The sequence below is a fragment of the Pseudarthrobacter sp. rb genome, assembly GCF_056389225.1.
Genome location: NZ_JBWJAR010000005.1, coordinates 1 through 18560, shown reverse-complemented (window position 1 = coordinate 18560; position 18560 = coordinate 1). Strand labels below are relative to the sequence as shown.

General features: G+C 67.4%; 20 protein-coding genes. 12 read left to right on the top strand and 8 right to left on the bottom strand.

Going from position 1 to position 18560, the window contains the following annotated elements; translation table 11 throughout:
• Positions 1-40 precede the first annotated feature (40 nt).
• The 5 genes from ACWRN3_RS08370 to ACWRN3_RS08350 are packed head-to-tail and all read left to right on the top strand — an operon-like array spanning position 41 to position 5013.
• On the top strand, positions 41-793 hold the full coding sequence (locus tag ACWRN3_RS08370) for a sugar phosphate isomerase/epimerase family protein (protein WP_476740350.1): 753 nt from the start codon (positions 41-43) through the stop codon (positions 791-793).
• Positions 790-1917 (top strand): Gfo/Idh/MocA family protein, encoded by a 1128-nt coding sequence (locus ACWRN3_RS08365; protein WP_324643767.1) that lies wholly within the window; start codon positions 790-792, stop codon positions 1915-1917. Before ACWRN3_RS08370 ends, ACWRN3_RS08365 begins: the two co-directional genes overlap by 4 nt.
• Before the next feature lie 56 nt (positions 1918-1973).
• On the top strand, positions 1974-3152 hold the full coding sequence (locus tag ACWRN3_RS08360; RefSeq protein ID WP_476740349.1) for a Gfo/Idh/MocA family protein: 1179 nt from the start codon (positions 1974-1976) through the stop codon (positions 3150-3152).
• 51 nt (positions 3153-3203) lie between these two features.
• The gene (locus ACWRN3_RS08355) at positions 3204-4205 is read left to right on the top strand and encodes a sugar phosphate isomerase/epimerase family protein (RefSeq protein WP_476740348.1); all 1002 of its coding nucleotides are present in this window, start codon (positions 3204-3206) and stop codon (positions 4203-4205) included.
• Positions 4206-4209: 4 nt separating this feature from the next.
• Positions 4210-5013 carry a TolB family protein gene (locus ACWRN3_RS08350; protein WP_476740347.1) on the top strand — a complete coding sequence of 268 codons (804 nt, stop codon included), beginning with the start codon at positions 4210-4212 and terminating at the stop codon, positions 5011-5013.
• A gap of 99 nt (positions 5014-5112) precedes the next feature.
• Here ACWRN3_RS08350 and ACWRN3_RS08345 read toward each other — a convergent pair whose 3' ends face one another.
• The 3 genes from ACWRN3_RS08345 to ACWRN3_RS08335 all read right to left on the bottom strand — a co-directional run bounded on the left by ACWRN3_RS08345 (position 5113) and on the right by ACWRN3_RS08335 (position 7586).
• Complete coding sequence (locus tag ACWRN3_RS08345; RefSeq protein ID WP_476740346.1) at positions 5113-5988, bottom strand: glycosyltransferase family 2 protein; 876 nt, start codon at positions 5986-5988, stop codon at positions 5113-5115.
• A gap of 231 nt (positions 5989-6219) precedes the next feature.
• Entirely contained in the window at positions 6220-6597 is a 378-nt protein-coding gene (locus tag ACWRN3_RS08340) for a hypothetical protein (protein ID WP_255173999.1), read from the bottom strand.
• A gap of 89 nt (positions 6598-6686) precedes the next feature.
• Positions 6687-7586, bottom strand: a complete 900-nt coding sequence (locus ACWRN3_RS08335) for an SDR family oxidoreductase (protein WP_255173998.1) — start codon at positions 7584-7586, stop codon at positions 6687-6689.
• A gap of 221 nt (positions 7587-7807) precedes the next feature.
• Between ACWRN3_RS08335 and ACWRN3_RS08330 the strand changes: the two genes are divergently transcribed.
• Genes ACWRN3_RS08330 through ACWRN3_RS08320 form a run of 3 tightly spaced genes read left to right on the top strand, consistent with a single transcriptional unit; the run spans position 7808 to position 9361 of the window.
• Positions 7808-8326 (top strand): DUF6328 family protein, encoded by a 519-nt coding sequence (locus tag ACWRN3_RS08330; RefSeq protein WP_324643764.1) that lies wholly within the window; start codon positions 7808-7810, stop codon positions 8324-8326.
• Positions 8327-8328: 2 nt separating this feature from the next.
• Entirely contained in the window at positions 8329-8991 is a 663-nt protein-coding gene (locus tag ACWRN3_RS08325) for a DUF6766 family protein (RefSeq protein WP_255173996.1), read from the top strand.
• Positions 8992-9025: 34 nt separating this feature from the next.
• Positions 9026-9361, top strand: a complete 336-nt coding sequence (locus ACWRN3_RS08320) for a LuxR family transcriptional regulator (RefSeq protein ID WP_255173995.1) — start codon at positions 9026-9028, stop codon at positions 9359-9361.
• Here the strand turns inward: ACWRN3_RS08320 and ACWRN3_RS08315 are convergent.
• The 4 genes from ACWRN3_RS08315 to ACWRN3_RS08300 all read right to left on the bottom strand — a co-directional run bounded on the left by ACWRN3_RS08315 (position 9358) and on the right by ACWRN3_RS08300 (position 12991).
• Positions 9358-10482, bottom strand: a complete 1125-nt coding sequence (locus ACWRN3_RS08315) for a glycerate kinase (RefSeq protein WP_255173994.1) — start codon at positions 10480-10482, stop codon at positions 9358-9360. The genes ACWRN3_RS08320 and ACWRN3_RS08315 overlap by 4 nt on opposite strands.
• 86 nt (positions 10483-10568) lie before the next feature.
• Positions 10569-11378, bottom strand: coding sequence for an SDR family oxidoreductase (locus tag ACWRN3_RS08310; protein WP_255173993.1), 810 nt, complete (start codon positions 11376-11378; stop codon positions 10569-10571).
• 18 nt (positions 11379-11396) lie between these two features.
• A complete protein-coding gene (locus ACWRN3_RS08305) occupies positions 11397-11843 on the bottom strand; it encodes a hypothetical protein (RefSeq protein ID WP_255173992.1) in 447 nt (148 codons plus the stop codon).
• Between the two features lie 371 nt (positions 11844-12214).
• Positions 12215-12991, bottom strand: coding sequence for a class I SAM-dependent methyltransferase (locus ACWRN3_RS08300; RefSeq protein WP_255175706.1), 777 nt, complete (start codon positions 12989-12991; stop codon positions 12215-12217).
• A gap of 207 nt (positions 12992-13198) precedes the next feature.
• On the opposite strand from ACWRN3_RS08300, the gene ACWRN3_RS08295 reads away from it, so the two are divergent.
• The 3 genes from ACWRN3_RS08295 to ACWRN3_RS08285 all read left to right on the top strand — a co-directional run bounded on the left by ACWRN3_RS08295 (position 13199) and on the right by ACWRN3_RS08285 (position 17648).
• On the top strand, positions 13199-14842 hold the full coding sequence (locus ACWRN3_RS08295; protein WP_255173991.1) for an ATP-binding protein: 1644 nt from the start codon (positions 13199-13201) through the stop codon (positions 14840-14842).
• Positions 14843-14862: 20 nt separating this feature from the next.
• On the top strand, positions 14863-16413 hold the full coding sequence (locus ACWRN3_RS08290; RefSeq protein WP_324643758.1) for a putative bifunctional diguanylate cyclase/phosphodiesterase: 1551 nt from the start codon (positions 14863-14865) through the stop codon (positions 16411-16413).
• Between the two features lie 170 nt (positions 16414-16583).
• Positions 16584-17648: an EAL domain-containing protein gene (locus ACWRN3_RS08285; protein ID WP_324643757.1), complete on the top strand. Its 1065-nt coding sequence runs from the start codon at positions 16584-16586 to the stop codon at positions 17646-17648.
• A 63-nt stretch (positions 17649-17711) separates the two neighbouring features.
• On the opposite strand, the gene ACWRN3_RS08280 is transcribed toward ACWRN3_RS08285, so the two are convergent.
• Complete coding sequence (locus ACWRN3_RS08280; protein ID WP_255173988.1) at positions 17712-17948, bottom strand: DUF6480 family protein; 237 nt, start codon at positions 17946-17948, stop codon at positions 17712-17714.
• Positions 17949-18081: 133 nt separating this feature from the next.
• Here ACWRN3_RS08280 and ACWRN3_RS08275 point away from each other — a divergent pair, with 133 nt between their 5' ends.
• Entirely contained in the window at positions 18082-18441 is a 360-nt protein-coding gene (locus tag ACWRN3_RS08275) for a hypothetical protein (RefSeq protein ID WP_255173987.1), read from the top strand.
• Positions 18442-18560 lie beyond the last annotated feature (119 nt).

Sequence of the window (18560 nt, the reverse complement as noted above, 5' to 3'; positions counted from 1 at the left end):
CCCAGTCCCCTTCGATTCACTACAGACGCTAAGGAAACCCATGTCCTACTCACTTCAGCTGTACACCCTGCGCAACGCGATCGCGGAGGACCTCCCTGGCACTATCCGGAAGGTTGCCGAAATCGGCTACACCCAGGTTGAGCCCTACAACTTCGTGGCCACTGCCAAGGAACTCGGCGCCGCCCTGAAGGAAAACGGCCTCACCGCACCGTCGGGCCACGCGCCCCTGATGAGCCAGGACCAGGACGAAATCTTCGCCGCGGCGAAGGAACTGGGCATCACCACGGTCATCGATCCATTCCTGCCCGCCGAGCACTGGCAGACGGCCGAGGACATCCAGGCCACCGCAGCCAAGCTCAACGCTGCGGCGAAGAAAGGCGCCGGGTACGGCATCCGGGTTGGCTACCACAACCACGCCTGGGAACTGGAGTCCACCACCGAGGGCCGCACCGCCCTGGAGTACTTCGAGTCCCTGCTGGACCCCGAACTGGTCCTCGAAGTGGACACCTATTGGGTGGCCGTCGGCGGCCAGGACCCGATCGACATCCTCACGAAGCTCGGTGACCGCGTGAAGTTCATCCACATCAAGGACGGCCCGCTCAACAAGGACAACAAGGCCCAGCGGCCGGCGGGCCAGGGCAAGGTCCCGGTCATGGACGTCATCGCCGCCGCGCGGTCCCTCGAGGTAGGCGTGGTGGAGTTTGACGACTACGACGGCGACATCTTCGAGGGCATCGCCCAGAGCCTTGCCTTCCTGGAGAACAACACCGCAGCCGAAGGAGCCAACGCATGAGCACCCCCGCCAGCAAGCCTGCCCGCAGCGGCCCCGTGGGCGTCGGCGTCATCGGCGCCGGCGTGATCAGCAAGCAGTACCTGGACAACCTCACCGCGTTCCCTGACCTCAAGGTCCACGTCATCGCCGACCTCTTCGAGGACGCCGCCGAGGCCCGTGCCAAGGAGTACGGCATTCCTGAGTGGGGAGGCGTGGACAAGGCCCTGAACCACCCCGACGTCGAAATCATCGTCAACCTCACCATCCCCGCAGCGCACGTGGAGGTGGCCACCGCAGCCGTCAACGCGGGCAAGCACGTCTGGACCGAAAAGCCGTTCTCCCTGGACCGCGAATCCGGCCTGGGCTTGCTCAAGACCGCCGACGCCGCCGGCATCCGCCTGGGCTGCGCCCCGGACACCTTCCTCGGCGCCGGTATCCAAACGGCGCTGCGCCTGATCCAGCGCGGCGACATCGGCACGCCGCTGACTGCAATGACTACGTTCCAGACCCCCGGCCCGGAGTCATGGCATCCGAACCCGGCCTTCCTCTTCCAGCACGGCGCCGGCCCGCTGTTCGACATGGGCCCCTACTACCTGACCACCCTGGTCCAGGCCTTCGGCTCCATCCGCAAGGTGGCCGCCGTCGGTTCCAAGGCCAAGGACGTGCGCGTGATCGGTTCGGGGCCCAAGGCAGGCGAGGAGTTCACCGTCGAGGTGCCCACCCACGTCTCCGCCATGGCGCAGTTCGAATCCGGCGCCTCCTCGCACAGCGTCTTCTCCTTCGAATCCCCCCGGACCCGGATGGGCTTCGTGGAGATTACCGGAACCGACGCGACCATTTCGTTGCCGGACCCCAACTACTTCACCGGCGACATCAAGCTCTGGCGTGCCGGCGACGAGGACTGGACCACGGTTCCCGCCACCGGGCCGGCCAACGGCCGCGGCATGGGTGTCCTGGACATGGCCCGCTCCATCCGCTCGGGCGTCCCGCACCGCGCCACGGGTGAACTGGCGTACCACGTCCTGGACACCATGGTCTCCATCTCGGAGTCCGTCGATTCCGGCACGTTCGTGAACGTCGAAAGTTCGGCCCCGGTAGCCCCCGCCCTCCCCGAGGACTGGGCGCCGGAAACCGCCACGCTCTGATCCAGCAAGTAATCCAGCACGTAGTCCAGCCAGCAGGAAGCACGCAGGAACGCATCATGACCGCAGCCGCACACCCGTCCGAACCCCCGGCCTCCCGACCGGCTTCGCGCCCGCTGGGCGTGGCCGCGATTGGTTATGCCTTCATGGGCAAGGCCCACTCGAATGCGTGGCGGAATGTGGCCAGCTTCTTCGACGTCCCGGCCTTCGAGCAGGAAGTCCTCGTGGGCCGGGACGCCACCGCGGTCGCGGAGGCCGCGGAAAGGTATGGCTGGGCCGAATCGGCAACGGACTGGCGCACGGTGATCACCCGGGATGACATCGACATCGTGGATATCTGTGCCCCGGGCTGGATGCACGCGGAGATCGCCATCGCCGCCCTGGAGGCAGGCAAGCATGTCCTGGTGGAAAAACCCCTGGCCAACACCCTGGCCGAGGCAGAACTGATGACCGCCGCCGCGGCCAAAGCCAGGGCCCGGGGCGTGCAGTCGATGATCGGGTTCAACTACCGGCGCGTCCCGGCCCTGGCCCTCGCGAAGGAACTGATCGCCGAAGGCCGGCTGGGCACCGTCCGGCACGTCCGGGCCGCGTACCTGCAGGACTGGCTCGCGGATGCCCAGGCACCCATGACCTGGCGGCTGCGGAAGGAAACGGCCGGGTCCGGTGCCCTTGGCGACATCGCCTCCCACGCCATCGACCAGGTCCTGTTCCTCCTCGGTGACCAGGTCACCGAGGTGTCCGGCCGGCTCAACACTTTCGTGGACCGGCGCCCCGGCGAGAACGGCACCGAGGACGTCACGGTCGACGACGCCGCCTGGGCCACGCTGTCCCTCACCTCAGGGGCCATCGCCTCAGTGGAAGTCTCCCGGGTGGCCACCGGACGGAAAAACAGCCTCCAGATCGAGATCTACGGCGACAAGGGCAGCCTCCTGTTCGACCTGGAAAACCTCAACGAACTCGGCTTCCTGGACGCCACCGCCCCGGTCCGCGAACAGGGCTTCCGGCGCATCCTGGTCAACGAACCCGGCCACCCCTACCTGGAAGCCTGGTGGCCGCAGGGCCACATCATCGGCTGGGAACACACCTTCACCCACCAAATCCGCGACTTCCTCACCGCCATCAAGGACGGAACCCAGCCCTCGCCGTCATTCGAAGAAGGACTGAACGTCCAGCACATCCTGGCCGCCGTGGAGGAATCCGCCGCCAACAAAAGCACCCTCACCGTCGTCCGCCACTAACGCCTGCCCCGGCAGCGCCCGCCAGCCCAGCCTTAAACCAAGGAGCCCCGAATGCCCCGCCCGTTCACCCTGTTCACCGGCCAGTGGGCCGACCTGCCCTTCGAAGAAGTCGCGAAGCTTGCTTCCGGCTGGGGCTACGACGGCCTCGAAATCGCCGTCTCCGGCGACCACCTGGACGCCTGGCGCTGGGATGAACCGGGCTACGTCGAGTCCAAACTCGCAATCCTGGACAAGTACAACCTCAAGGTCTGGGCCATCTCCAACCACCTCAAAGGCCAGGCCGTCTGTGATGACCCCATCGACTTCCGGCACCAGGCCATCGTCGGGTCCAAAGTCTGGGGCGATGGCGACCCCGAAGGCGTCCGCCAGCGCGCCGCCGAGGAAATGAAACACACCGCCCGGCTCGCCAAAGCCCTCGGCGTGGACACCGTCGTCGGCTTCACCGGCTCCTCCATCTGGCAGTACGTCGCCATGTTCCCGCCCGTCCCGGAAAAAGTCATCGACGCCGGCTACCAGGACTTCGCCGACCGATGGAACCCCATCCTGGACGTCTTTGACGAATGCGGCGTCCGCTTCGCCCACGAAGTCCACCCCTCCGAAATCGCCTACGACTACTGGACCACCGTCCGCACCCTCGAAGCCATCGGCCACCGCGAAGCGTTCGGCCTGAACTGGGACCCCTCCCACATGATGTGGCAGGGCATTGACCCCGTCTCCTTCATCTGGGATTTCAAGGACCGGATCTACCACGTGGACTGCAAGGACACCAAGATCCGCCAAACCGGCCGCAACACCGTCCTGGGTTCCCACCTGCCCTGGGGCGACCCACGCCGCGGCTGGGACTTCGTCTCCGCAGGCCGCGGCGACGTCCCCTGGGAAGCCTCCTTCCGCGCCCTCGCCGCCATCGGCTACAACGGCCCCATCAGCATCGAATGGGAAGACGCCGGCATGGACCGCCTCCACGGCGCCCCCGAAGCACTCAACGCACTCAAAAAGTACGACTTCCCCCCATCCCAAACCAGCTTCGACGCCGCCTTCACCAGCAAAGACTGACGCCGTGCGTGCCCTGCAGCCGGGCCAGCAGTGCGAGGTTTGGATCGCATCGGCCGGCGGCGGACTCGAACTGGCATACGCCACCGGGAATATGCTCGTGGAGGCACCCAACTGGACGCTCGATGGCCGGGCATTGATCCTGAACGGGGGCGGCCTCCTGTGGAGGCTGGACCTGGCTGACGGGTCCCTTGCCGGGATCGTGCTGACGGACCTCCCGGCCCTTAACAACGACCATGTCTTGGCCCCGGACGGCGAGACCATCTTCCTGTCCGGGGAGGACGGACACATCTACCGGGCCCCCTTGGCGGGTGGACGGGCAACCAGGATCACGGCCGACGACGGGTCCTTCCATTTCCTGCACGGCGTCAGTCCTGACGGCACGGAGCTCGCATATGTCGGGATTGAGGGCGGCGACTTCACGCGGCCGGGCCGCCTGATGACCATAAAGTCCGACGGCGGTGCTGCCGCAAGGATCGACGTCGGGCCCGGGCACTGCGACGGGCCAGAGTACTCGCCCGACGGCGACTGGCTGTACCTCATACGGAGTCCTTCACCACGGTCCCCGGCCATGCCCAACTGGCCCGCGTCCGGCCCGACGGAAGCCAGTTCGAGCAGCTGGTGCACAGCGCTTCCGCGGACTGGTTCCCGCACCTCTCCCCCGACAGCCGTCTGGCCGGCTACATCCGCTTCCCCGCCGGAACGCAAGGCCACCCCGCAGACCTGCCTGTCGACGTCGTCCTCGTCTCCACCACTGACTGGACCACACCGCTCCACACCTGGCCGGTGTTCGGCGGCCAAGGCACGCTGAACGTCAACAGCTGGTCGCCGGATTCAGACCGCTTCGCGTATGTGGCGTACCCGCTGTCCGGGGCAGCCGCCGGCAGCGGAGCCTGAGGCCATGCCCCCACTAGGGCGCCTCGGCGGAGTCCTGCCTGAGGACGACGTCGTGCGCCTCCACCCGCCGGTCCGTCACCGTGGTGGGCGCTTCAAGGTGGACCGCGCCGGAGGGCAGGATGCCTGCCCCGCCGTACCGTTCCATCACTTGCCACTGGGCCACAACGTCCTCGCCCGCATGGTCTGCCGGGAGGCTGGTCCAGAAACGGAACCCGCCGGCGTCGTTCAACGCCTCCCTGCGGTACAGGACGCAGCCGCCCAGCCACGCCACTCGGTAGGGCACCCAGTCGCCGGGCTTCAGGGCCAGCTCGGCACTGAGATGGCTGAGGTTCGCGGCGTTGTGCAGCGGCCACCGCTCGAATTCCGGGCTGCCCGGGCGGATGCGCTCCGGCGCCACCGGGCCCTCCCAGGCTGAGAAGGCCGCCGTTTGTTCAGGCCGGCGATCGTCCAGGAAGGACAGCCCCTGCGGGGCCATGCCCACAAACCCGCATTGCAGCTCGGCGAGGGCCTGGCTCAGCCGTTCCAGGGCGCCGGGCTCCAGCCAAACGTCGTCGTCCAGGAAAAGGCACTGCTCCGCGGTGGACTGGTCCAGCAGGAACTGCCGGTGTTCAGCTAGTCCCCGCCGTGGGAGGTGGCGCAGCAGCGTGACGGGCCGGCCCTGCGCCTCGAGCACCCGCACCATCGCAGCGGCCGCCGGATGGTCCCACGCGGGCTGCCCCGCTGACTGGTCGCTGACTACGACGGCGAACGCGGGTTCCTGCTGCGCTGCCAGTCCCGCGAGGGTGACGGCCAGCTCAGCCGGCCGGTTGCAGGTGGGCACCAGGACGTCCACCGCCGCTTTGTCCGGCCGGTCCGGTTGCCGCGCCCACTGCTCCGAAGTCTTCCCCACGGGTCCACCTCCTGGCGTCGAAATTGACGCCGGCGGGCAGGATGGGGTGCCTTCTGCTGCCTGCCGGCTGATGTGGTTTCGCGTGTTCCGTACCCAGCCGGACGGGATGTATGCCAGTGCGCGGACCGCGGGACGCGCCGGCAGGAGGAGCCGCGGGAACGGCAAAGGCCCCCGTTTCCCCTGCCGCAGCGGGCAGTGGAACGGGGGCCAGAGGTCAGGGGCCAGGGTGACTTATCCGGCGTCGAAGCTTTCGTCGTCGTCGTTCGGCGATTTCTCCTGCGGAAGGTCATTTCCGCTGCCGTCCGGAATGCCCGTTGCTTCCTGCCCGGACTCCGAGGAGACAGGCGCCGACCCCTGGGAATCGTCATTCGACTCGTCGATCTCCGCGGCGCTGGAGGGGAGGTCCATGTCGTGCGGGACCGGGTTCTGGCCCGTCCCGGACTGCGGTTCGTTGGTGTCCGCGCCGGCCGATGAAGCGCCGCCGGACTGCTGGGCGCCGCCGCTGGACTGCTGGCCGCCCTGGGTGCCGGCAGCCTCCTGCTCGGCGGTGGGGGTGCCGTAGCCGCCCGGGGCCGACTCGGGTTCAGCCTGCTGGTTTTCCTGCGTCATGCTTCCTCCTGTTGTGCGTTGCCGATGTTGCTGGTCTGTTGATACTGCCCGGGCGATGGAACCCGGTACTGCCTGGGGCGCGGTCCTGCCTAGAGCCCCTTGCCGCCGGTGACGGGCAGGACTGCGCCGGAGATGTAGGAGCCGTCCTCGGATGCAAGAAGTACGTAGGCTGCGGCGAGCTCGGCGGGTTGGCCAGCGCGCTCCAGCGGCGTGTCCTGGCCGAAGGAAGGGAGCTTGTCCGGCCACTCGGTGGCGGGAATCAAGGGTGTCCAGATGGGGCCGGGGGCCACCGCGTTGACGCGGATCCCCTTCGGGCCGAGCTCCTGGGCCAAGGCCTTGGTGAAGGCCACCTGCGCTGCTTTGGTCATGGCGTAGTCGATGAGCTCCGGCGAAGGGTTGAAGGCCTGGATGGAGGCCGTGGTGATGATCGAGGCCCCGGCCTTCAAGTGCGGCACGGCTGCCCGCGCCGACCACAGCAGTGAATAAAGGTTGGTGCGGAAGACCCTGTCGAACTCTTCGGTGGGAAGTGTCTCCAGGCTCTCCCGGTTCTTCTGGTAGGCCGCGTTCAGCACCAGGACGTCGAGCCGTCCGAATTCGGAAACGGCTTCCTCCACGATCCGGGTGCTGAACTCCTCTTCACGTCCGTCACCCGGAAGAAGGAGGACCCGGCGCCCGGTTTTGCGGATCCACTCCGCGGTATCCTGCGCATCGTCTTCCTCCTCCGGCAGATAGGAGATGGCGACGTCGGCCCCTTCCCGGGCGAACGCGATGGCAGCAGCCTTTCCAATGCCGGAGTCCCCGCCGGTGATGAGGGCGGCCTTGCCTTCGAGCTTGCCGTGTCCTTCGTAGCTGAGCTCCCCGTGGTCCGGCTTGGGGTTCATGGGTGCTGTGAGCCCGGGCTGCTTTTGTTCCTGCTCGGGAAAGGGGCCCGAGTGGTAGCCGCCGCGCGGATCCTGCGGCTGGTCTGTCTGCTTGTCCGTGTCGCTCATAGTCCGCCTGCCTGGTATCGGTTGACCTGTGTCGATATAGAAGGGCTCCGCCGTGCTCCGGCCCTTTGAAGCTATCCCGGGCAGGGGACCAAGTCCACCACCGCGGGTAATAATCAGTAAACTTATCAAATGTTGTAGCCGGCGCAACGGCCAGCCTTGTTTCTGGGTACGGGAGGAGTAGAAAGAGGACTTGGACCGCCGCCGGAGAGGAAGGAGCGCCGATGTCCGAAGTTGAGGACTACACGGGCCGCACGGGCCGGAACGAGACCCGCGAGGAGCAGCTGGACCGCAACTGGGCCGAACTCCTGCAGGAGTTGCGGGTGCTCCAGACCGGGGTGCAGATCCTGGCCGGCTTCCTGCTGACCCTGCCGTTCCAGCAGCGCTTTGAAAAGCTGGACGACTGGGAGGTTGGCCTCTACCTCACCAATGTGGTGATTGCCGCCCTGACCACCGCCTTCATCCTCCTACCGGTCAGCGTGCACCGGCGGCTTTTCCGGAAACGGTTGAAGGAAATGCTGGTGTCCAGCGCGGACACCATCACCAAGATCGCCCTTGGCGGCATCGCCCTGTTGAGTGCGGGAACAGCGGCCCTGGTCTTCGATGTTGCAGCCGGCCGGTCCGCCGGGGTCATGGCCGGCGGCGCGCTGCTGGGCGTCATGGTGGTGATGCTGGTGTTCGTTCCGCTTCGCCTGAACAAACGGGCCACCGGGAGGATCCTCCCGGCCGAGGATAAGGAGTAAGGATGCGTAAGTGGGCCAAAGAGCACGGGCTGCTGGTAGCCAACCTGGGCCTGTTCCTGGCGTTCTTCGTGGGAATGGTCCTCTCGGGTGCAGCGTCGTACAGCGAAGACCAGCAGGCCCACGGCGAGCCGGCGGTGTCCGTACTTCAGTTCCTGGGAACCGGCGCGTTCGTTGAGGCCACGTTCGAGAACTGGGAATCGGAGTTCCTGCAGATGGCCATGTACGTGGTCCTCACGGTGTTCCTGTTCCAGAAGGGCTCATCCGAGTCCAAGCCGATGGGCAGGAAGGCCCCTCAGGACCAAGACCCCCGGGAAGCGCGTATCAGCAGCGCCACCCCGTGGCCGATCCGGCGCGGCGGCGTGGCACTGAAGGTGTACGAGCACTCCTTGTCGATCCTGTTTTTCGTGCTGTTCCTTGCCTCGTTCCTCCTCCACGCCGCCGGCGGGGTGGACGAGTACAACCAGGACCAGCAAAGCCACGGCCAGCCCGCCATCACGTTCCTGCAGTACCTGGGCACCAGCCGTTTCTGGTTCGAGTCCTTCCAGAACTGGCAAAGCGAGTTCCTGGCCGTCGGCGTCCTGGTGGGAGCGTCGGTGTACCTGCGGGAGAAGGGATCCCCGGAATCGAAGCCTGTTGCCGAACCCCACTACGAAACCGGCGCCTAACGGCCCAACCAGCCCATCCATGAGGAGAGACTGTATGCGAACGTTCGTGCCTACCACCCTGCTGGCCCTGCTGCTCCTCGCAGCCCCGGCGCTTTCCGCCGGGGCAGCAACCGCTGCGGCAGGCACAGTACAGGCAGGCCAGGTGGCCCCGGGATCGGCCGGTGCGGCATGGCCGGCAGCCACGTCTCCCACGCCTTCCCCCGGGGATACCGCGTCCACCGGTCCGGCCAACCCCGGCACCGGCGAGTCCGCACAAAATGAGTCCACGCGACTGAATTACGCCCCGTGGGTGATCGCCGGCGTGGCTGCCCTGGTGGTGATTGCCATCCTGGTGTTCCGGCGGCGCCGCAACACCACCATCGTGGGCTAGGCGCCTTCGAGTACCTGGCTCGTTGCCCAGGCCAGGTACTTTCCGGCGTTTGCTACGGCATCTTCCGGGCTCGACGCCACATCCAGCAGCTGGGCCGCGGCCACCACGCCGTGTCCGGCGAGGTCCTCGAAGGTCACCAGGATCCTGCCGGCCACCACAATGACGGGTATGCCGCGGTCCCGGGCCGCGTTCGCGAGCGCGATCGGCGCCTTGCCGGTGAGCGACTGGGAGTCCATGGATCCCTCACCGGTGATCACCAGGTCAGCCTGGTCCAGCTGGGCGGCCAGGCCGGTCAGCCCCGCCACCAGTGCAAAGCCGCCTTCCAGCGTGGCGTTGGTGAACGCAAGGAACGACGCCGGGAAGCCACCGGCGGCGCCGGCGCCGGGGACGTTCACGTCCCGGCCCGTTGCTTCCCGCAGCACCGACGCCCAGTTGCGGAGCCCGGCGTCGAGCATTTCCGCTGCGTCCTGGTCCGCGCCTTTCTGCGGGGCGAAGACGTGGGCGGCGCCGGACGTCCCGTACAGCGGGTTGCGGACGTCGACGGCGATGCGGAATGTGGTGGCGGAGAGCCTCGGGTCCAGCCCGCTCGTGTCCAGCGTTGTGACGTCGGCCAGCGAACCTCCGCCCAGGGGCACAACGTTTCCTGCTGAGTCCAGGGGTTTCAGTCCGAGGGCGCGTAGTGCGCCGCTGCCGCCGTCCGTCATGGCGGACCCGCCCAGGCCCAGGACGATCTCGGTGGCGCCGGCGTCGAGGGCTGCGGCGATGAGCTGGCCGCACCCATAGCTGTGGGCGCGCAAGGCGTTGGCCGGGGTTGGTTCCATGTCCGCCAGGCCGGACGCCTGGGCGGTTTCGATCACCGCCGTGACCTTGCCGTCGCCTGCCTTGTGGATGGCCCAGGCGGCGCCAAGCGGGGCGAGGATGGGCCCCACGACGGCGTTCAACCGCTCCTCATATCCTGCCGCCACGGCCGCTTCCAGGGTGCCCTCGCCGCCGTCGGCGATGGGAAACTGGGTGGCGACGGCGTCCGGGTAGACCCGGAGTGCCCCTTCGGCGATGGAGGCGGCGGCTTCAGCTGCCGTCAGGGACCCCTTGAACTTGTCCGGAGCGATAAGAATGCGCATGCGCTCCATCATGCCAGCACTGCATTGGAAAGCGCTTGCCAGATCCGCGATGCGGACTGAGTGACTCCTCAACCGGACGGAACGGCCTAGCCCTCACGCCACTCATTGCCGGTGAGGTGCGAGCCGGCCTGCGGGCCCATCTGGAGCATGCCGCCGTCCACCACCCAGGCCGCACCCGTCACGTAGCTGGACGCCGGCGAGGCAAGGAAGGCGATGACGTCAGCGATCTCCCGCGCGTGGCCAGGCCGTCCGAGCGGCACCCCGGGCCGTGCCGTCGTCGTCGGATCCTGGTCCTCCTGCCCCGTCATGGGCGTGGCGATCTCGCCGGGGGCCACCGTGTTGGCCGTGATGCCGTACTGGCCCAGCTCCAGGGCGAGCGTTTTCATGAGGCCGCCCAGGCCGTGCTTGGAGGCATCGTAGGCGGATGAACCCACGCGCGGCTGGAACTCATGCACGCTGGACACCGCCACCAGCCGGCCGCCCTTGCCTGCCTTGACCATGCGCCGCGCCGCGGCCTGCAGGCAGACGAATGCGCCGTTGAGGTTCGTGTCGAGGATCTTCATCCAGTCGTCGATGCCCATATCGAGGAACTTGGTGTTGGCCCCCGTCCCCGCGTTGTTGACGAAGACGTGCAGGCCGCCCAGTTCCCCGGCGAGGTCGTCGATCACGCCCGCAGCAGCCCGGAGTTCTGTGGTGTCAAGCTGCCGGACCACAGCCTTGCGCCCCAGGCTGCGGATCTCTTCGGCCGTCCCCTCCGCACCCGCCTTGTCCGAATGCCAGGTGACGCCCACGTCCATCCCGGCGCGGGCCAGCGCAACAGCCGTGGCCTTGCCGATTCCCGAGTCGGAGGCGGTGACGATGGCGGCAGTGGGCGTGAAGTTGCTGGTATCGGGCATGGCGGGCCTTTCTGTAGGTCAGGCAGGGCGGCGGAGGTCGGACTCGTAGGACTCGTCAATAGCGGCGGCGGAGGCCCCGCGGCCTGCCGCCTCCAGGTTTGGCCGGCTTTCGGGCACGGCCATGAGGGGCACGGCGAAGGTCACCACGGGCCTGTTGCCGGCGTCGTCAGCCGATCTGATGGTCAGGCTCCTGGTGCCCGGCGGCACGGACGGGGTGAAGACCTGCAGGTTGCGGGCCCCGACGGTGGCGGATTCCTGCAGTGTGTATTCGGTCCCGAAGTGGTCCTGGAGCAAGAGCCGGGGCTCGGGGGCGTCATCGGAGGGAAGGTGGATGTTTACCACCAACCCGGAGGCCCATACCTCCACGGACAGAATGGTGAATTCGGTGGCTGACGTGACGTGCCGCCCGTAGGTGGGGGGCAGCAGCATCCGGCGGAGGTCGCCGGACGGAATGAGGTTGCTCATGGTGGTTCCTGTAGGTCTTGCGCCGGCGGCCGGTGCGGGGTACCGGAGGGTAATCCGGAACCCGACGGCGCTGGGGCGCGGGTGCGGCTTGGGCGTCTTCCCGGCTGGGGTTTTCCAACCGGAAGAAATTCGACGGATGCCGTCGCTGCGCGGTTGCTGGTGGATGAAATTCAGTGTGTCCGGGAATCGAAGGTGCAGAACCGTCCCCCCGGCTGGCGTGGCCTTCCTTTCACCTCGGGGCTAACTAGTAAGTCTACTTACCATGGAGCCTCTGGATCCGGCCGGTGTCAAGGGGAAGGACGGCGGCCTGCGGACTGGCTGCGGGAATCCGGACAAGTCTGCGGGGAGGGTTGAATGCCCTGCCCTGGGGCCTACCGGCGTGGGCGGACGATTGCGTAATACCCGGGCACCCGGTCCTGGCCGGGCACGCCGGTCACCGGGTTGGTTTCGATGGCCGTATGGCCATCTTCAAGGAGTTCCCAGGCCGACGCCGGGAACGTCCGTTCGCGCTCTTCGGGCCCGAAGTGCCCCGGCATGGGGAGCCCGCGGATGGCCAGTTCCAACGGCGCCGGAATGCCCCGCGTGGTTGCGCCGAGGTGGGACACATACTCCACCGGGTTGCCCTGGAAGTTGGTTTCCGCCATGAAGACGGTGCCGCGGCGCCCGGCCAGGAGCCGGAGGTTTTCGACCAGCGCCATCTGGTGCGCCGGGGCAAGGACGTGCAGGACGCCGCGGATGAAGACGTTGGCCCCGTCCTTGCCTGCGTTGAGGGACCCGGCCAGGGCCGCTCCGGCACCCTCCGCCGTCATGTCCCGCGCTTCAAAGGTCGTGTTGCCGCTTCCCGCGGACTCCGCCCGGGCCCGGTCAACGGCGTGCGGCGAGACATCAACGCCAACCACCCGGGGGAAGACGCCTGCGAGCGCCCGGGTGAAACTGCCATGGCCGCACCCGGTATCCACCACGGGAAGCGCGGGGTCCAGGTAGCGCAGGAGGCTGTCCTTGTAGCCCAGGAACTCATGGTCGCTGCCCGAATCCCACAGGACCTCCCCGCCGGGGCCCGTGGCCGTGATTCGTGCCCAGTAGGTGTCCCACGCCTGGTGCCGGTCTTTCGGCGCGCCCCGCGACAACCTGACGAGCTTGGGAATCATCAGGTACTTCTGCAGGACGGACCGCGGCGACTTCGTTGGGGAGGACACGGCTCAAATATATGTTCCGTCCCTGCCAACCGGCGCAGCTTCGGCCACATTACGGCGTGCCCTGCCCACGGGGCGCGAATAAGGGGTGGGCGCGGGCGCTCTGGACCCCTGTGGCCGCCGTCCCCCTAGAATGTACTCAACTGGGAGGAAGGGAACACTGTGACGGCTGTGCCGAGTGGCGTGCGCCTGACCCGCACCGCCGTCGTCGCTGATCCCGACGCCGGCCGGCTGGCCCGTAACGCCCAGGCACTGCGGGACGCGGGGTACGGCGTCCGGGAAGCGGCGGACGCCGCCAGCCTCGCCGCGTTGCTGAACGCAGGCCAGCCTTCCATCGTCGTCGCCGACGCGCTTCTGTCCCCTGCCCAGTCCGCGGCCCCCGTCCTGGTGATGGTGGACCTGGACAATCCGCAGGAGGTGGCCGCGGCCAACCCCGCCGGCGTCCACGACTGCATCACCAAGCCGCCGGAGCCCAAAGAACTGGTCCACCGCGCATCCGTCCTCATCGAGCAGGTGTCCCGGCGCCGCGCCGCCCGGCAGGAGGCCGAGGGACTCCGTGAGCAGCTGCGCGAGGTCTCAGCCGCGGTACGCGCCACCAACGATCCCCAGGAGATCGCCAACCACGTGGTCTCCGGTTTCGGCCGGACCTTCAAGGCCGACCACGTGGTGCTGGCCACCTTCGAGGACCACCGCGTCCCGGTGATCATGGCGACCTGGCACCGGCAGGGGCTGGCGGAACTGCCCAAGGACGCCCTTCCCGGCGAGGACGAGGCCCGCGCCACGGCCGATGCGCTTTGGGCCGGGACAGAGACGCTCTCGTCGGACGGAAATGAAACCGAGCCCAGGGCCGACGAAAAGCCGGCCAGGGCCGTGGCGGGGGCGGCTTCCACGCTGGCGGTGCCCATCGGCGAAGGCAACTCCTCCCTGGGCATCATCTGGATCGCCATGATGGACCGGCCACGGACGTGGTCCAGCGCCGAACTGGGCCTGATCCAGCACGTGGCCGGCAACGCGGCCTACGGACTCATCCAGAGCCACCTGATCAGCAGCCAGCAGCAGGTGGTCAAGCAGCTGCGCGAACTCGACAAGGCAAAGACGGACTTCCTGGCCACGGTGAACCACGAGCTTCGCACGCCGCTGACCTCGATCATGGCGTACCTGGACATGATCCAGGAGAGCACCGAGCACCCGGTGTCCAAGGAGGTCCACCAGATGCTGGACATCGTGGTCCGCAACACCGAACGGCTCCGGACCCTCATCGAGGACATGCTCAGCGTCTCCCGGGGCGGGCTGGACAACGCGGACATGCAGCTCGCACCGGTGCGCCTGGGACGCACCCTGGATTTGGTTGCCGCGGCGCTGCGCCCGCTGGCCACCCTGCAGAACGTCACCATCGATGTGGACCCGGTTCCGGAGGATCCGGAGATCCTGGCCGATGAGGTGCAGCTGCAGCAGGTCTTCACCAACCTCGTGTCCAACGCCATCAAGTTCACCCCCAGCGGCGGCCGGATCGAGGTGGGCAGCGAATCCCACGCCGCGGCGGACGGGTCCAAGTGGGCCACCGTGCGCATCGCCGATACCGGCATCGGCATCTCGGACGACGAAATCAACCATGTGTTCACCAGGTTCTACCGGGCCTCGAACGCGATGAACGGCGCCATCCCGGGCACAGGGCTGGGCCTTGCCATCTCCAAGGACATTGTGGACCGCCACGGCGGCCGGATCGATGTCGCTTCCACCCTGGGCACCGGGACCACCGTCACCGTCAGCCTTCCCCTCGGCACTGACCGCGTCCAGGCCAACTAGGCGCCGAAGGAGGACTGGCCATGTTTGCCAACGACGATCCCCGGCTCTCCCAGCTCCTGGAAGGCATTGTCCGGCTTGCCTCCGGCGACCTCACCTCCCGGATAGAAGTCTCACCGGCCCGGGACGAGCTCGATGCGATCATCATGGGCACCAATCTGCTGGCCGAAGACCTGCAGGTCATCTACGAGGAACTCGAGCAGCGGGTGCAGGTCCGGACCCAGCTCCTTCACGAGGCCCACCTTGAGATGCAGAAGATGGCCATGCAGGACCCGCTGACCGGGCTGGCCAACCGGTCGGCGCTGCTCGAAGCCCTTCGCGCCGCACTGGAGGCCCGTGCCGCGGCGGACGGCGGGGGGTCCGAAGAGGGGCCGGCCATCCTGTTGATGGACCTTGACGCATTCAAATCCATCAACGACAGCCTGGGGCACACGGCCGGGGACCAGGTCCTGGTGACCGTGGGTGAAAGGCTCCGTACCGCGGTGCGCGCCTCCGACGTCGTAGCCCGCCTGGGCGGGGATGAATTCGCCATCGTCATGCCCTCCGCATCGGCGGACCAGGCGGCGATCGTGGCACACCGCATCCTGGCCTCCCTCAACGAACCCATTGAACTTCCCGGCCGCAGCGTGCGCTGTGGTGCCAGCATCGGACTCAGCGTGGGCAGCGCGGGCCAGAGCCCTGAGGACATGCTGATGGAGGCCGACGTCGCCATGTATGCCTCCAAGGCCGAGGGGCAGAACAAGCTGCACCGGTTCGAGCCCGCTCTGCTGCTGGTGCGCCGGCTCCGCAGCCAGCTGGTGGATGACCTGCGGGCCGCCATCAAGGGTGATGCGCTGACGCTGTACTACCAGCCGGTGGTGGAACTTGGAACGGGGCGGATCGAAGGCGTGGAGGCACTGGTCCGGTGGAACCACCCGACCCGCGGATTCATCATGCCTGACGAGTTCATTCCCCTTGCCGAAGAGGCGGGCCTGATCTCCGAACTTGGACTCTGGGTCCTCAGGACCGCGGTGAAGCAGCTGCGGGCCTGGATTGATGCCGCCCTGGTGGACAGCAGGTTCTCCGTGCGCATCAACATCTCCGCCACAGACCTGCAGAGCCTGCAGTTCATCGAGGACGTGCGCAACACCCTGCAGGAGACCGGCGTCAGGCCTGAACAGGTTGTCCTGGAGTTGACGGAAGTGGCAATCGTCAAAGGCAACGAGCTGGACCGGTACTCGCTGGGCGGGCTCCGCGGCCTGGGTGTGGGCATCGAGATCGATGACTTCGGCACCGGCTACTCGTCCATCAGCTACCTCCGCCGGCTGCCGGTGGACCGGGTCAAGGTGGACCGGTCACTGATCACCGGGCTGGAGAGCGATCCCAGCCAGCCCGCGCTGGTGGCGGCAGTCCTGCAACTGGTGCGGGCATGCGGGCTGGAAGCGGTGTGGGAGGGCGTCGAAACGGCGGAACAGGCAGAAATCCTCCGCGGCCTGGGTTGCCGCAGCGCCCAGGGCTACTACTTCAGCCGGCCCATTCCCCCGGACCAGATTCCGGAACTGCTGGCTGACCAGCAGGAAAGCGCTAACCAGTAACGCAAAAACTACTGCACTTTCGTGGCCGCCGTTATACGATCAGCGTGCGGTGTCTGGTTTTTCGCCGCCTCGGAAATCAGGTTGGCAGCACCGTTCTTTTATAAGGCGTTTGGAAATTTGAACATTATGGGGCCATCGGGTCATTACTTCGTCAACTGGGGGCGTTGCTAATGTCGGTTCGGGTACAGGCATGGGGAATTATCGCCGCCGTGCTGGCGGATACGGATCCTGCGGGAACCGCCGTCCGGCAGCGGCTGAGCAACAGCCTCGATGAGAATCCAGGCGTGCCGGAACGGGCCCTGCTGGAGTATCTCCTCGAGACCCGGCGCAGCGACGCCAACGTGACGGAGACACTGGAAGCCGCCAGGGACATGCGGCTCACGCCGCCCGCGCTTCCGCCGCAGTTTGCGGAGCAGTTGGATGCCATCCGCAGCGCTTCACGGATCAGCACCCTGCTTGAGAACCAAATGCTGATGACCGCATTCCAGCCCATCTACGGACTGGAAGGAAGAACCGTGGTGGGCGCCGAAGCGCTCTCCCGGTTCGTCAGCGACGACGGCGCGGCCGCGGAGCTGTGGTTTGCGGAGGCCGCCGCGGTGGGCCTGGGCGCCAACCTCGAGTTTTCCGCTCTGGGTTCGGCGGCAGCAGCCGCGAAGGACCTGCCCGAAGACCTTTACGTTTCCCTCAACATTTCCCCCACGTCCTGCCTGGACCCGCGGCTGCCGGAGCTCTTCGACCACATTGAATTGCCCACCCACCGGGTGGTGCTCGAATTGACCCAGGACATTCCCGAAGAGGAATACCTGCAGTTCCTTTCCTCGATCAATCCGCTGCGGGAAAAGGGCCTGCGCATCGCCGTCGACGACACCCACACCGGCGCCGGCGCGCTGAGCCGCATGATCCACCTGCGGCCCGACTTCCTCAAGGTGGGCCGCAACGTGATCGGCGACGTCGACAAGGACGGCCTCCAGCGTGCGCTGGCTGCGTGCCTGGTGGACTTCACCGACCAAATCGGCATCACCCTGGTGGCCGAGGGCATCGAAACTGTGGGAGAGCTCAAGGTCCTCACCGAACTGGGCATCAGCGCCGGCCAAGGCTACCTGCTGGGGCGGCCGTCGGTGCGGCCCAAGGACTGGGCCAGCTGGAACACGCGCCTCGATATGGACGGCCTGGAACGCCACCTGGCCGGCCCGGGGGAACTCCGCGCCACTGCCCGGGGAACAGAGTCTTCCTGAGGACCTGACGCAGGCAGCGGGGCGGCGGGCAGCATGCGCGCCGCCCCGCTGCACGTCCAGGCCCTATTCGGAGTGACCCTGGTCCCTGCTCATCTGGTCCTCCGCGGGCGGCGTCGCTCCCGGCGGGACTCCCCCGCCCGGTTCCAGGCCGGTGACGTTGCCTTCCAGCGGATCCGGGTTCGGCGACCCGGCCGACTCCCGGCTGCGCTGCTCCGCCGGATGGGGCTGGGCGGCGCCCACCTCTTCCTTGCCCGGGCGGTCGGGGTTCGCGGGGTCATTTTCCGGATGGTAAGTGCTCATTGCCTTTCCTTCCTCTCCGGCTGCGGTTCGGTTCCCCAGCACTGGACTAATTGTAAGCATGCTGATAATTCTGGAGGAGTAGGGCCGGTACGCCGCTGGGGCGGCCGGGACGCAACGCCGGAAGGAGCAGTCAGTGGGTATCGGCGACAGCATTGGCAAGGCAGCAGAAAACGCCATGGAGGACCTGGCCGGGACATCCAAGCCAACGGAGAAAACGGACGTGCCGGACCCGGCAGATCCCAACGACGACGTGGAGGTCCACTCGTCCCTGAGCGAAGGCTCAAACGCGATGGAGGCGGAGAAGCAGAAGGCGCCCGGCCTCAAGACCGGGGCTGCCCCGGCCCCGGTCTCCAACAGCCCGCTGGGCGGGGACGCCGACGGCGACAAGGTGCACAACGGCAGAGCGCCCGGAGACCGGGAACAGAACGGCACAGCGGACGACGCCGGCCTGGCCGGGGACGCCACGGCGCCCACCGAAACAGACCGGGGCTAGCGGTCTAGCGTCGCTGGCGCGCCGTGTTCGGAGAAAGTTTGCGGCTGCCTCGCCCCGGGCTCTGGCCGGGGATGAGGTTTTGGGCAGATCATGGAGGTGTCTGCCGCGGTGGACGCCGG

Excerpts from the sequence above, each read along its gene's own strand:
- ACWRN3_RS08370 (WP_476740350.1), top strand. The coding sequence starts at position 41 with ATGTCCTACTCACTTCAGCTGTACACCCTGCGCAACGCGATCGCGGAG.
- ACWRN3_RS08365 (WP_324643767.1), top strand. The coding sequence starts at position 790 with ATGAGCACCCCCGCCAGCAAGCCTGCCCGCAGCGGCCCCGTGGGCGTC.
- ACWRN3_RS08360 (WP_476740349.1), top strand. The coding sequence starts at position 1,974 with ATGACCGCAGCCGCACACCCGTCCGAACCCCCGGCCTCCCGACCGGCT.
- ACWRN3_RS08355 (WP_476740348.1), top strand. The coding sequence starts at position 3,204 with ATGCCCCGCCCGTTCACCCTGTTCACCGGCCAGTGGGCCGACCTGCCC.
- ACWRN3_RS08340 (WP_255173999.1), bottom strand. The coding sequence starts at position 6,597 with ATGACGCAGGAAAACCAGCAGGCTGAACCCGAGTCGGCCCCGGGCGGC.
- ACWRN3_RS08335 (WP_255173998.1), bottom strand. The coding sequence starts at position 7,586 with ATGAGCGACACGGACAAGCAGACAGACCAGCCGCAGGATCCGCGCGGC.
- ACWRN3_RS08330 (WP_324643764.1), top strand. The coding sequence starts at position 7,808 with ATGTCCGAAGTTGAGGACTACACGGGCCGCACGGGCCGGAACGAGACC.
- ACWRN3_RS08325 (WP_255173996.1), top strand. The coding sequence starts at position 8,329 with ATGCGTAAGTGGGCCAAAGAGCACGGGCTGCTGGTAGCCAACCTGGGC.
- ACWRN3_RS08320 (WP_255173995.1), top strand. The coding sequence starts at position 9,026 with ATGCGAACGTTCGTGCCTACCACCCTGCTGGCCCTGCTGCTCCTCGCA.
- ACWRN3_RS08315 (WP_255173994.1), bottom strand. The coding sequence starts at position 10,482 with ATGCGCATTCTTATCGCTCCGGACAAGTTCAAGGGGTCCCTGACGGCA.
- ACWRN3_RS08310 (WP_255173993.1), bottom strand. The coding sequence starts at position 11,378 with ATGCCCGATACCAGCAACTTCACGCCCACTGCCGCCATCGTCACCGCC.
- ACWRN3_RS08305 (WP_255173992.1), bottom strand. The coding sequence starts at position 11,843 with ATGAGCAACCTCATTCCGTCCGGCGACCTCCGCCGGATGCTGCTGCCC.
- ACWRN3_RS08300 (WP_255175706.1), bottom strand. The coding sequence starts at position 12,991 with ATGATTCCCAAGCTCGTCAGGTTGTCGCGGGGCGCGCCGAAAGACCGG.
- ACWRN3_RS08290 (WP_324643758.1), top strand. The coding sequence starts at position 14,863 with ATGTTTGCCAACGACGATCCCCGGCTCTCCCAGCTCCTGGAAGGCATT.
- ACWRN3_RS08285 (WP_324643757.1), top strand. The coding sequence starts at position 16,584 with ATGTCGGTTCGGGTACAGGCATGGGGAATTATCGCCGCCGTGCTGGCG.
- ACWRN3_RS08280 (WP_255173988.1), bottom strand. The coding sequence starts at position 17,948 with ATGAGCACTTACCATCCGGAAAATGACCCCGCGAACCCCGACCGCCCG.